The sequence below is a fragment of the Aetokthonos hydrillicola CCALA 1050 genome (genome assembly GCF_017591665.1).
Lineage (GTDB): Bacteria > Cyanobacteriota > Cyanobacteriia > Cyanobacteriales > Nostocaceae > Aetokthonos > Aetokthonos hydrillicola.
This window is the reverse complement of sequence record NZ_JAAKGC010000050.1, coordinates 43,714-55,527: the sequence shown is the minus strand read 5'-3', so window position 1 is coordinate 55,527 and position 11,814 is coordinate 43,714. Positions and strand designations below refer to the sequence as shown.

The window sequence follows — 11,814 nt, the reverse complement described above, 5'->3', positions numbered from 1 at the left end:
TTCAACTGAAGATAAGCCTCAAACCGCTCCCGTAGCTGTTCGATTGTCAAATTCTGAGTCCAGAACTCTATCAAAGCATGACCAAATGCCCAAGCGTTGCGATCAGGTGTAGAGGAGTTTTCCAGTAACAACGGCCACAGAGATTGCAGATCAAAGTTAAGCTTATTTATATTCTCTGCACTTAATAATGAGAATATCTCGTACGCCATCTGGAGTTTGCCAATAACAACAGGCAATTGTTCTACAGGAATTTTCTCTGCTAGTAAATATGCTAGGTTTGGCGAACCTGTTGATAAAGTTGAAATGAACTGGAGGATGGGATTTTTAAGCAGTGCCGCTAGTCCCTGCGTTGTCGTCATCTGGAAAGTATAATGATCAATGATCTTTGCCGCAGCAGTTGAACGTGCTTCCAAGTTACGTAAAAAGCGGGCAAGACGTAGCTGTTTTGAAGGTGCGATCGCTTCCATCAATCTCAAAGATAAAGCTTCCACTCCCCAAGCGGCTCGATTAGTTTTAACGTCAGCAGTGACAATAGGTACCACAAAATCACAAAAGTCGCCTAGCTGCTCAATTCGGTATTCAGTAGCTTCACGGATAGAAACTTCCTTTGGGCGATCGCCCCATTGCCAATCGTAAGGAGGTGCCCACTCGCGTATAGGACGTAGACGATCAACCTGTGTAACCACAGCAATCACAGGCAAATCTGTAACTGCTTCTTTCATAGCTTTGAGAAATTCTACATCCATTAAAAGAGCAGGATCAAGAGCAGGGGTGACTAGTAGTAGCAGATCCGCCTTTGTTGCATAGTCAAGTACCGTCTCCCGTAAATCAGCACGGTTAACTTGCTCATAGCCTGGAGTGTCGCAAAGTGAAAGAGTTTCGTGGGTTTCGGCTTGCCATAAGTAATTCTGAATTTGATCTGTACTAGGCAAAACATCGACGGCGGCTTTTTCTGCCTGAAACAGTGTGTTAATTAAGCTACTTTTTCCTGAACCAGTACGACCTACAAGCATAATGTTGACAGATTTTTGCTCAACTGCTTCAACGGGTTGTGCTTGAGCTAAGATTTCTTGCAGGGTTTGGGTTTTTGCTTTGGCTAGGGTTGGTGTGGAAACCGAGGAATCTAAAACTGGTGGTGTACTACCACTGTAGAGTGCGATCGCCTGCCTACATAAGTTTGTTAAAGCAGCCTCTCGGATCTGCTGGCTCAAATTCACTAGCAACTGCTGATTTGCTTGCTCTTTGTAGCGCTGACTAGCAACTTTAGCCACTGCAACAACAGGGTTTAATAGCCACTGTGCCCAGTTCCATGCTCGCCAGAGTTTACGCGCGGATGGTTCTAGCTTACGGTAAACTTCGTATGCTTGGTAAACCTGCCCCACAGTAACCTGATTCAAAACAGGTGATAGCTTTTGCATCCACCGATCCAAATCGTCTACCGTTCCTCTAATTAGCATATAAGCTTGAGGAACATAAATGTTTAACAGAGGATACTTTACTTCTGGATGGTAGATGTGCGCGATCGCAACAACCAGATTTTGACATTGCTGCCAAAAACTTTGCCAGTCTTCCCAAATAGGTGGAGAGTTTTGTGTTTCTTGCAAGCTTTGTTGTAGGACTGTTTCTACACGCTTGGCAACATCATTACCAGTTGGTAGCGGCGTTGATTTATCTATAGCAGATTCTAATTCCGAGCGGATATCCGCCATGACAACTTCTATTTGGTTGACTACAGGGCGAGTCCATCTCACCAGTAACCACTGCCAAGCAACAAATATAAGAGTAAATACTCCCCAGATCCAACTCAGCCCCCATTGGTGAATCTGCAACCCGGCTGCTACTACCACGAAACCCACGATAGTCGCAATGGGTATTGCTAACACCAACCACTGCCATAATTTCAAGCGCACCATTGTCCCATACTCCCCTGGATCAGAGTTCTCTTACTATTTTTAGCACTTACAGCTAGTAACACTTTCAAAGTAAGCTGTCAGGTCGAGGAAAGGGCTAGGATGTAGCAATAATAGCTAAACTAAATGCCCCATTTTACCACTCTTATAATCGGCATAAACCTGCTGAATTTGTTCAGCAGAATTCATGACAAATGGACCTTGAGCATATATTGGCTCACTTAGAGGCAGACCTGCACATAATAGATACTGTACGCTTTGATCAGTTGTTTGAACCTGTAAGCCAGAATTTGTGCGTTCACACAGTCCTGCTTGGTGAACATGCAGCGATCGCCCTGGTACTCCAAACGATCCCTGTCCTTGAATCACTAACACAAAAGCATTTTGCTCAGCATCAATCTCGTGGATGATTGTGGTGTGAGCAGAAAGTGACACATCCAACAGCGTAACTGGGGTGAGAATCTCTGTGAGGGGAGAAGATAACCCAAAAGCACTACCTACAACAACCCGCACCCGTCCCTGTTCGGGAGTTGAAAATATTGGAATGTCTGCAGCATTAATATGAAAGGCTTGAGGAAAGGTAAACTTATTCGCAGCCGACAAATTCACGAATATCTGTACCCCATGACAAAGCTGACCAGGTTTTGTTGGAGTTTCCTCGTGGATGATACCTCGTCCTGCCTGAGTCCAATGCAAATCGCCGGGATGAATCAGCGAAGAATCTCCCTGGCTATCTCGATTGAAAAATGAACCTTCAGAATCTTCAAACAAATAGGTGACAGCGGAAAACCCGGCGTGAGGATGGGCGGGAAAGGTGGGCTGTTTCATGAAGAAGTGATCCAACTGAAGGAAAGGATCAATGTCAGATCCAAGGTTTTGGTCATTGATGCTAAACGCTGTAAAAGCATCATTGCGGGACATAGGATGTGCCTGAGCAATGCGAATAATTTGTCGAGCAGCCATGATGTTTATAGTCCAAAATCGAAGTGCTTCGTAGTTTCGAGAATGAGAGTGCTTTAAGTCAAAGCAGCAAGTAAATCTTTATGAACTTCCCTAGAGTTAGCCACTATGAGCCCAGGCAACTTATAGTCAACACAAGTATGCAACGGTGGCAAGTCATAACCCTCTAGAGTTGTCACAATAAAACCAGCCTCTCTTGCTAGAAAAGCAAGGGCACCACCATCAATAAAGTTACCTGATCTTGTCACTGCTCCACAAAAATCGCCAGTAAGAAGATTGTTGAGATTCGGTGTTTGGAAGTTGTTTGAGTAATCGGTATCTATACTAATGACTTCATATTGCCCTTTTAGTGGTGGTGCTAAGTGACTCATTTTGAATCCCAAAAATACTCTTTTGCCGTGAGGTTTTATTTGCAAAGGAGTACAATCTTTTAAATTCATCTCCAGCGAGCCACTAAAAGCACCTTCACCTCTCAAAGCATAAAAATAAATGTTTTCAGCAGGGGAGATAGCAAGCACTGCTTCATAATCATCTGTATTGAGTACAGTAAGAATAATTTGATAATTCGAGTGTCCATCCAGATAAAACCTCGTCCCATCTATAGGATCAAGTGTGACTAAGTAATCATCATGTGAACCGAGTTCAATAGAACGAAAATATTTAGTGTTGCGAGATTGTTCGTGTTCTTCCCCATAAAACCGAATTTCGGGAAAAGTTCCCAGTAGTACCACTTCTACTAAATTTTGAATAGCAAGATCCGCATCAGTTAAAGCAGTTGCAAAAACGTTATCTCCACCTGCTTTGTCCGGAAGTGCTGTAAGACGAGATTGAATTTGACGGGCATAACCCGCTGCCACTTTTAGATGTGGAAGCAAAGTTTCTAGAATCACACGAGGGGTTGGTGTTGTTGACATTTAACTAGTAGATCCACAAAACTAATAGCAAAGAACAATAATAACTTAGACGTATGACAGATAACGAACGTATCGATCATACCAGTTCAATGTAAATAAGTATTATCTTTCATAGAGGTAAAACCCAAAATCTTCAATTCCGCTTAGCGATCGCTGGTAATTACGTACTAACAATGACTCGGCAATGTGGGAGAAATTTATTTCCTGGGGAAAATGTTTCGATAAAATCCTACTGAGATATTCTAAAAATAGATTTGGATGGTAAAGTAAAAAGTTTGTACATTCATATTTTACCCATGAATTATTGGTTGATGAAATCAGAACCAGAAGTTTACAGTATAACTAACCTTCAAGAGCAGGGTGAGACTGTCTGGGATGGTGTGCGTAATTACCAAGCTCGCAATTATCTTCGTCAAATGCTGGTTGGAGATTTAGCTTTTTTCTATCACTCTAATACAGAGTTTCCTGGTATTGTGGGATTAATGCGCGTAGTAAAAACAGGTATTGCTGATCCAACTCAATTTGAGCTAACTAGTAAATACTATGACCCAAAATCAACCCTTGAATCACCACGTTGGCAAACAGTTGTAGCAGAGTTTGTTGAAAAGTTTGACAAACCTATCTTACTATCAACGCTTAAAGAGAAATTTAGCCCAGAAGAACTAACAGTTGTTAGAACAGGAAATCGGTTATCAGTGATGCCTGTCAGTGAAGCAGTAGCTCAGAAAATTTTAGCTATGAAAACTGATTAAGCACCGTGTGTTAGTAGCTAAAAATTCGCTAAACTCAAGAAAATACTGGACAATCTTTAGATGCTGTAAAAGAGTTTCAAGCAAGAATCCTTACACTGACTCTATAACAAAACACGACTGTCCTCAAGATTGCTTACTATGTGAATCAGACGTATTTTCAACTTCAGAGTAGCCAATGGCTTCCCACTCAATCATCCCTAGACTAACTACTATCAAAATGCCAGCAAGTGCAGCTAGGGGAATCTGTGATGCTAAAGGTGCTAAAGTTAACAAGGGACTACAACACAGCTAGTTAATATTTGTCAACCAGCTAGTGGTAGTTGCTTTCAAAAAGCAGAATTTGAGATAGTAGCTGGTAAACTGCTCACAAAACATGAGTACCGAAGACTGATAGCTCAATATGATAAATCTGGATCATTTGCCATGTTAATTTCTGAAGTTTTTAAGCCACAACATTAAATTATAGGATTTCCCTCTCAACTGAGGTACGCTTAAATCTATCGGTTATAGCTAATAACTAGCAACTTGACTCAATATTTGCTCTGCTGCTTGTTGTCCGCTGCGAATAGCTCCTTCCATATAGCCACAATATTCAATAGGAGCAGTATGTTCTCCTGCAAAAATGACTCGCCCAGCAGAGTATGATAAGTCAGAGTGCCAAGTTTTCAAATCTTGAGGAGCAAAGTAGCAGTAAGCTCCCTTCGCCCAAGGATCAGCACCCCAGTCATGAGTTGCTGTGGCGATCGCTTGCGGAGCATTCGGGTAAAGTCCGGATACTGTTTGTTGCGCTAACTCAATGGAACGCCCTACAACATTTTGCCTTGGTGTTCCACTACTGGTACAAGCAAGAATTCCTGCTTCACCTTCCTGAGTTAAGGTAGATTCCCAAATTGTTTGATAAGGTGTATCTCCGACAACTAGCCCGAAACTGGATTGCTGCCAAAAACGGTTGGGGTACTGAAGTAAAGTTTTAATAGATACCCCATAAGGTAACTGAGCGATCGCTTCTCGTTGTACCTGTGTAAGCGGAGCTTCTATGGGCAAATCTCGCAAGACACTCCAGGGAATTGTGACAATAATCCAGTCACTCAATGCTTCAACCTGCCCCTGAATAGTTTTTATACTCGCAGCAACGGTTTGTTCTTGCTGCTGAATCCTCACGACTGGCGTGTTTAGATGAATGCGCTCACCTAAAAAGTGAGCAAACGCGATCGCCAGTTGACTACTACCACCGCCAATTCGCAAATTGCGATCGCCGGAAGTAGCGCTGTAAGTAAAGAAACCAACTCCTATCGACTCCGGATCAGCAGCATACAATCCATAGGATTGCTGACAGATAACTTTGCTAGCAAAGGGAGAAGCTGAGTGTATATTCAGCCACTCGGCTAACGTTTCAGCAGGATCAGCTTTCTGCTCAAATAATTTGTCCAACTGGTAATACAAATCATTAAAGGAAGCTCGCTGTTGAGTACTCAGCGTCTTTTGAGTATAGAATTTGCCATCAATGTAATAGCAGAGGTTATCTGGATACTTATAGGCAGGTTCAAGCTTGAGGTTGAATTGAGTGGCATAGGATATTAATGCTGTATGGTTATCATCGACAAACTCTGCACCTAGTTCACCATGCTGTTGTGTTCCTAAAGAGGCTGTTTTGACTCGCCCTCCAACTTGCTCGCGAGCCTCAAACACTTGCACATCAAAGCCAGCACGAGTGAGTTCATAAGCCGCCGTCAATCCTGCCAAACCAGCGCCAACTACAATTACTCGTTTGCTCATGGCTGATCATTATCCTACGTTTTCCCTACACCCTACACCCTACACCCTACACCCTGTTCAACACAAGCCTTTTGATCCCCTACGGATTTCTACGGTAAAGCGTAAGATATGGGTAAATCATATAGTTCAGTAGTATTCCTCGGCACATTCAAAATCAGAGATGGTTAATATATAGCATTAATTTATATTTTTAGTTAGAGGAACAAAGAATGAATACCTCTGAATTTTTGAATTATAATAACCTTATTGATGAATTTAAAACCTGTTGTCGAGTCCAATTTAATGGGACACTAGACATAAAAACACCAAAAGGAGATTGGAGCTTTTATTATCGCTTAGGTCGCATTGTTTGGGCAACAGGAGGGAGTCACACTTTTCGACGGTTACGTAGACATCTAGAGCAGTTTTGCCCCCATATATCTCTTGAAAATATTAAGTTATGTAACTCAGACTTAACAATTCAACATTGGGATTATCAACTATTGAGGAAATTACATCACGACAAACAAATCAGCCGGGAACAAATTAATATTACTGCTGAGCATACAATATTAGAACTATTGTTTGACCTAATTCAACAAGCAAATTCTACTTCTATTAGCTGCGAGCGCAATCATGAAGTTATTTTAGATACAGCAATTAGCTTCACGAGTGCAGATATATCTCTCAAAGAAACGTACGAGTCATTAAAGAATTGGGCTGAAGCAGGCTTAGCAAATATTTCTCCTAACTTAGCACCAGTTTTGCGAAAGCCAGAACAACTCCAAGCATTAGTAAGTGAAAGAGTTTACAATAACTTTTTGAATATAATCAACGGCAAATACACTCTACGAGAGTTAGCCATTAGAGTTAAGCAAGATTCACTAGTGCTCTGTCGCTCTTTGCTACCTTATATCCGTAAAGGAATTATTGAATTGGTAGAGGTTGCTGACTTACCATTACCACTTAGTCACCCTCAAACCGCGCCTAAGCTAGATAAAGCAGTTATCGAAACTGGTTCATTAATAGCTTGTGTAGATGATAGTCCTCAAACAAATGAAATTTTAAAAAAGATTCTTACTTCACAAGGGTTGAGGTTTATAGGTATTCAAGATTCTGTACAAGCAATACCAATACTTATTGAACGTAAGCCAGATCTAATATTTCTGGATTTGATTATGCCTATCGCCAATGGTTACGAAGTCTGCGCCCAGTTGCGAAGAATTTCTCTACTTGCCAACACACCTATAGTTATTTTAACTGGTAGTGATGGACTTGTTGATAGAGTTCGGGCTAAGATCGTTGGTGCTACAGACTTTTTAAGCAAGCCTGTGGTTGCTGATAAAGTCATCGCAACAGTCAACAAGCACCTTAAGAAAGAACCAACTACGGCTAATCTTCAGGTATGCGTGACTTGAAACCGACAAAGTAGAACTCCCTTTCCGAAAGCGATAAACTCTTCCAATTATACGTGGTTTCACTCTCACGGATTCTATAAGCAATCAAGCAAAATTAGATACCAAGAAAAATTTACATCTTTACTGGCTTCTTTACGGATGTGATTTCTCATTATTGAAATTAAAGGGTGGGTACTTACCATGAACACTGTTTTAGTGGTAGAAGATGGTTTGGCAGATCGAGAGATTATCAGTCAGTACTTGCAACAAGCAGGCTATTTTGTAATTAGCGCTAAGAGTGGTGAAGAAGCTGAAGAAAAATTACAAAAAAACAAGCCTAATGTGATATTTTTGGATGTAATTTTACCTGGTCAAAGTGGGTTTGAGATGTGCAGAGAATTGAAGAAAAATCCTCAAACTAGCAAAATACCTATAGTTATTTGTTCCACTAAAAATAGTGATGCTGATAAAATGTGGGGGAAGATGTTGGGAGCGGATGCATATCTTTCTAAACCCATAAATCAAACAGAGTTAATTAGTACATTAAACCAAATAATTAAATAGATATAAATCTATCCAGTTCAGGGATAACCAAGATGGAGGAATTAGTATTTTATCAAATGACTCCTTTTTATCATGCATCTCTAATTTCCAAAAGCCAAAATTTGTATGGTATCGATAACAAAACAAAAATTTTTAAGTTTTCAGTTAGGTGAAAAAGACACAGCTGTAATTCCATTGGAGCAAATTACAGAAGTTTTGCCCATATCTTTGGGTGAAATATGTCGTGTTCCTCAAATGCATTCTTGTGTATTGGGTATCTACAACTGGCGCAGCGAGATGCTTTGGTTAGTTGATTTAGATGAAATGTTTGGTTATCAACCAACATTTGTCGCTAGAAGCTCAGGAGCTACAACTATGGCAGTTGTTGTAGAAAAACAAGATAAATATTTAGGATTAATAGTGCATAAGTTGCTTGATATTGAATTGCTGGATACTACACATATAAATCCACCTGACCATGCGTTATTTAATTCACAAGTATCTCGTATTATACAAGGATACTTTATTAACGATTCGCAAGAAATGGTACTCGCATTGGATACTAGTGAAATTTTTCAATCCTCTTTGTTGGTAATCCACAATTCATAACAAGGGGAACTCTCAATACTGCACGGGGTTTTGGAAAATGGTAGGTTGGGTAGAGCGCATAAGCGTTACCCAACAAACCCTTATAAATGTTGGGTTTCGTTCCTCAACCCAACCTACATTAAATTTAAGTTTTTGGCAAAACCCGTGCAGTATTGGGGGAACTCTGGTATTGCAAGTTAAATATTTAATACTTTAATAAGGTAGGTATTATGGTAAGTTTGTATAAATCCACTGAAAAAAATGGACATCATGATCTGCAAATAGATAATACAGTTCAACAACAATTAAAAAGACTGCGACAGCAGTGGAGCGCTATTAGCAAAGTTATACACCAATCCCCAGATATAGATACACTATTCCAAACAACAGTCACAGAAGTTCGAGAAAAAATTGGCAGCGATCGCGCGCTCATATATTGCTTCAGTTCACCATCTTCGGGTACTGTCGTAGCAGAATCTAGAACCGTAGGCTGGACACCGGCTGTAGGTGAAACTATTGCGACTACAATATTCGGATTCGAGAAAAGAGAAGACTATTTAGAACAGCAAGTCGTAAGCTTTGACGATATTAGTACTGCAAAATTTACTCCCTATCAATCACAATTGCTTGATAAGTTCCAAATCAAAGCTACTCTAAGTATACCAATTTTACTAAGAACTGATAAATTCTTAACTTCCTCCAGTAAATCCAACACTGATGTATGGGGTTTACTTGTAGTAATCAATTGCTCTGAAGCTCGTCAGTGGTTGGAGGAGGAAATCATATTATTATCTCAAGTTGCTTGTGAACTCTCTCAAGCTTTACAAGGATCTCAATTTCGTGCAGTACTTGAAGAGCAAGAACAAGAACAGCAATCAATAGCAAAACTTATCGACAAAATTCGACTGTCAACGGAAGTTGATTATCTTTTTAAGATAACGACTCAAGAAATACGTCAATTGCTGCAGTGCGATCGCGTTGCAATCTATCGCTTTAACCCAGACTGGAGTGGGGAGTTTGTCGCTGAATCCGTCGCTGGTGGTTGGGTGCAATTGGTAGAACCCGACGTTAAAACTATTTGGGAAGATACTCACTTGCAACAAACCCAAGGTGGACGCTATCGTAACCATGAAACTTCTGTCGTTCATGACATTTATCAAGCAAATTATACCCCTTGCCATATCGAACTTCTAGAGCAGTTCGAGGCTAAAGCTTACGTAATTGCTCCCATATTTGTCAAACAAAAACTATGGGGTTTGCTAGCAGCCTATCAAAACTCACGTTCTCGCCAATGGCAAAATTCAGAAGTTAGGTTATTGACTAAGATTAGCAATCAGTTTGGTATAGCCGTATATCAGGCAGAATATCTACAACAACTGCAGATCAAATCTGAGCAATTAAGCCAAATAGCAGAACAAGAGAAAGCTTTAACAAAAGTGGTTAATCGTATCCGTGAGTCTTTAGATATAAATGCCATTTTTAAAATAACGACTCAAGAAATACGACACTTGCTGCAATGCGATCGCGTCGCTGTCTTTCGCTTCAATTCTGACTGGAGCGGCGAATTTGTTGCTGAATCTGTTGCTAGCGGTTGGCTGCGACTGGTAGCACCTGATATAAAAACTGTTTGGGAAGATACTTATCTACAAGAAACTCAAGGTGGACGCTATGCTAAAGGTGAAACCTTTACTGTTGATGACATTTACCAAGTAAATCATACTCGCTGCCATCTTGACCGCTTAGAAGAGTTTGAAGTCAAGGCTTATATTATCGTTCCTGTATTTGCTGGTCAAAAACTGTGGGGATTACTAGCAGCTTATCAGAACAAGAGTTCTCGTCACTGGCACAGTTGGGAAGTCAACTTGCTGGCTCAGATTGGTACGCAATTTGGTCTAGCCTTACAGCAGGCGGAATATCTACAGCAACTAGAAGCAAAGTCAGCACAACTAGTAACAGTATCTCAACGAGAAAAAGCAGCCAAAGAGTTACTTGAACAAGAAGCAATTCAGTTGCTAGCATCAGTTAGACCTGCACTTGATGGAGATTTGACAGTACGTGCGCCGGTAACAGAAGACATATTGGGTACAATTGCTGATGCATATAACAACACTCTACAATCACTCCGTAAAATTGTCACCCAACTGCAAACAGCTTCTCAACAAGTAGCGCAAACTTCTAGCAGTAGTGATGCTTCGCTAGAAGATCTCGCAAAGTTAGCACAGCGACAATCTCAACAAGTTACCTCAGCTTTAAACGAAATTCGACGTATGGAGGAATCAACTGAAAATGTTGTAGCTAACGCCGAGCTAGTACAAGCCGCCGTACGCCAAGCAAACAAAACCATTGAGTCAGGAGATGCAGCGATGGATCGAACTGTAGAAGCAATTCAGACAATTCGAGAAACCGTAGCTCAAACTAGTAAAAAGATCAAACGACTCAGTGAATCCTCACAAAAAATCTCGAAAGTTATCAATCTCATCAGTAATTTTGCTACCCAAACCAACGTACTCGCTTTGAACGCTGCTATTGAAGCAACCCGTGCTGGTGAATATGGTAAAGGCTTTGCAGTTGTAGCTGATGAGGTGCGTTCTTTGTCTCGTCAATCAGCAGCAGCGACTGTAGAAATAGAGAAATTAGTCCAAGAAATTCAAACTGAAACTGGAGAAGTTGCAGTTGCGATGGAAACAGGGATTCAGCAGGTAGTAGAAGGTACAAATATGGTGAATGAAACTCGCCAAAATTTGAATGCAATTGTGACTTCAACTGCTGAAATTAGCAACCTCATTCAGCAAATTAGCAATTCTACTCAAGTACAGATGTCTCAATCTGTATTGGTTACGAATTCTATGCAGGATGTGGCTAAAATATCTGACGAAACTTCTACTGAATTTGACAAAATTGCTGCTGTTTTCCAAGAATTATCAGAAATGGCACAAAATCTACTGACAAGTGCAAGCCAATTCAAAGTGAACTAAGCTGAAATGCAAGAATACAG

9 protein-coding genes are annotated in these 11,814 nt (G+C 40.7%); 5 read left to right on the top strand and 4 right to left on the bottom strand.

All coding sequences use genetic code 11. The annotated features are described in order from the left end of the window. The 3 genes from G4P69_RS22700 to G4P69_RS22690 all read right to left on the bottom strand — a co-directional run. The coding region (locus tag G4P69_RS22700) for a GTPase family protein (RefSeq protein ID WP_208351320.1) at positions 1-1,913 on the bottom strand (1,913 nt) is incomplete at its 3' end. A 114-nt stretch (positions 1,914-2,027) separates the two neighbouring features. Continuing rightward, the gene (locus G4P69_RS22695; protein ID WP_208351317.1) at positions 2,028-2,873 is read right to left on the bottom strand and encodes a pirin family protein; all 846 of its coding nucleotides are present in this window, start codon (positions 2,871-2,873) and stop codon (positions 2,028-2,030) included. 53 nt (positions 2,874-2,926) lie between these two features. Then, positions 2,927-3,784 carry an inositol monophosphatase family protein gene (locus tag G4P69_RS22690; protein WP_208345320.1) on the bottom strand — a complete coding sequence of 286 codons (858 nt, stop codon included), beginning with the start codon at positions 3,782-3,784 and terminating at the stop codon, positions 2,927-2,929. Between the two features lie 296 nt (positions 3,785-4,080). On the opposite strand from G4P69_RS22690, the gene G4P69_RS22685 reads away from it, so the two are divergent. Then, a complete protein-coding gene (locus tag G4P69_RS22685) occupies positions 4,081-4,536 on the top strand; it encodes an EVE domain-containing protein (RefSeq protein ID WP_279605461.1) in 456 nt (151 codons plus the stop codon). A 510-nt stretch (positions 4,537-5,046) separates the two neighbouring features. Here the strand turns inward: G4P69_RS22685 and G4P69_RS22675 are convergent. Beyond that, the gene (locus G4P69_RS22675; RefSeq protein ID WP_208345322.1) at positions 5,047-6,312 is read right to left on the bottom strand and encodes a flavin monoamine oxidase family protein; all 1,266 of its coding nucleotides are present in this window, start codon (positions 6,310-6,312) and stop codon (positions 5,047-5,049) included. 209 nt (positions 6,313-6,521) lie between these two features. On the opposite strand from G4P69_RS22675, the gene G4P69_RS22670 reads away from it, so the two are divergent. The 4 genes from G4P69_RS22670 to G4P69_RS22655 all read left to right on the top strand — a co-directional run bounded on the left by G4P69_RS22670 (position 6,522) and on the right by G4P69_RS22655 (position 11,794). Then, positions 6,522-7,709 carry a response regulator gene (locus G4P69_RS22670; RefSeq protein WP_208351314.1) on the top strand — a complete coding sequence of 396 codons (1,188 nt, stop codon included), beginning with the start codon at positions 6,522-6,524 and terminating at the stop codon, positions 7,707-7,709. 180 nt (positions 7,710-7,889) lie between these two features. Beyond that, positions 7,890-8,252: a response regulator transcription factor gene (locus G4P69_RS22665; protein ID WP_208351308.1), complete on the top strand. Its 363-nt coding sequence runs from the start codon at positions 7,890-7,892 to the stop codon at positions 8,250-8,252. A gap of 105 nt (positions 8,253-8,357) precedes the next feature. Further along, the gene (locus tag G4P69_RS22660; RefSeq protein ID WP_208345087.1) at positions 8,358-8,840 is read left to right on the top strand and encodes a chemotaxis protein CheW; all 483 of its coding nucleotides are present in this window, start codon (positions 8,358-8,360) and stop codon (positions 8,838-8,840) included. 209 nt (positions 8,841-9,049) lie between these two features. After that, on the top strand, positions 9,050-11,794 hold the full coding sequence (locus G4P69_RS22655; protein ID WP_208351300.1) for a GAF domain-containing protein: 2,745 nt from the start codon (positions 9,050-9,052) through the stop codon (positions 11,792-11,794). Positions 11,795-11,814: the final 20 nt, after the last annotated feature.

What these genes read in the sequence shown, in the direction of transcription:
- G4P69_RS22695 (WP_208351317.1), bottom strand. Translation starts at nt 2,873, where the DNA reads ATGGCTGCTCGACAAATTATTCGCATTGCTCAGGCACATCCTATGTCC.
- G4P69_RS22690 (WP_208345320.1), bottom strand. Translation starts at nt 3,784, where the DNA reads ATGTCAACAACACCAACCCCTCGTGTGATTCTAGAAACTTTGCTTCCA.
- G4P69_RS22660 (WP_208345087.1), top strand. Translation starts at nt 8,358, where the DNA reads ATGGTATCGATAACAAAACAAAAATTTTTAAGTTTTCAGTTAGGTGAA.
- G4P69_RS22685 (WP_279605461.1), top strand. Translation starts at nt 4,081, where the DNA reads ATGAATTATTGGTTGATGAAATCAGAACCAGAAGTTTACAGTATAACT.
- G4P69_RS22665 (WP_208351308.1), top strand. Translation starts at nt 7,890, where the DNA reads ATGAACACTGTTTTAGTGGTAGAAGATGGTTTGGCAGATCGAGAGATT.
- G4P69_RS22670 (WP_208351314.1), top strand. Translation starts at nt 6,522, where the DNA reads ATGAATACCTCTGAATTTTTGAATTATAATAACCTTATTGATGAATTT.
- G4P69_RS22675 (WP_208345322.1), bottom strand. Translation starts at nt 6,312, where the DNA reads ATGAGCAAACGAGTAATTGTAGTTGGCGCTGGTTTGGCAGGATTGACG.
- G4P69_RS22655 (WP_208351300.1), top strand. Translation starts at nt 9,050, where the DNA reads ATGGTAAGTTTGTATAAATCCACTGAAAAAAATGGACATCATGATCTG.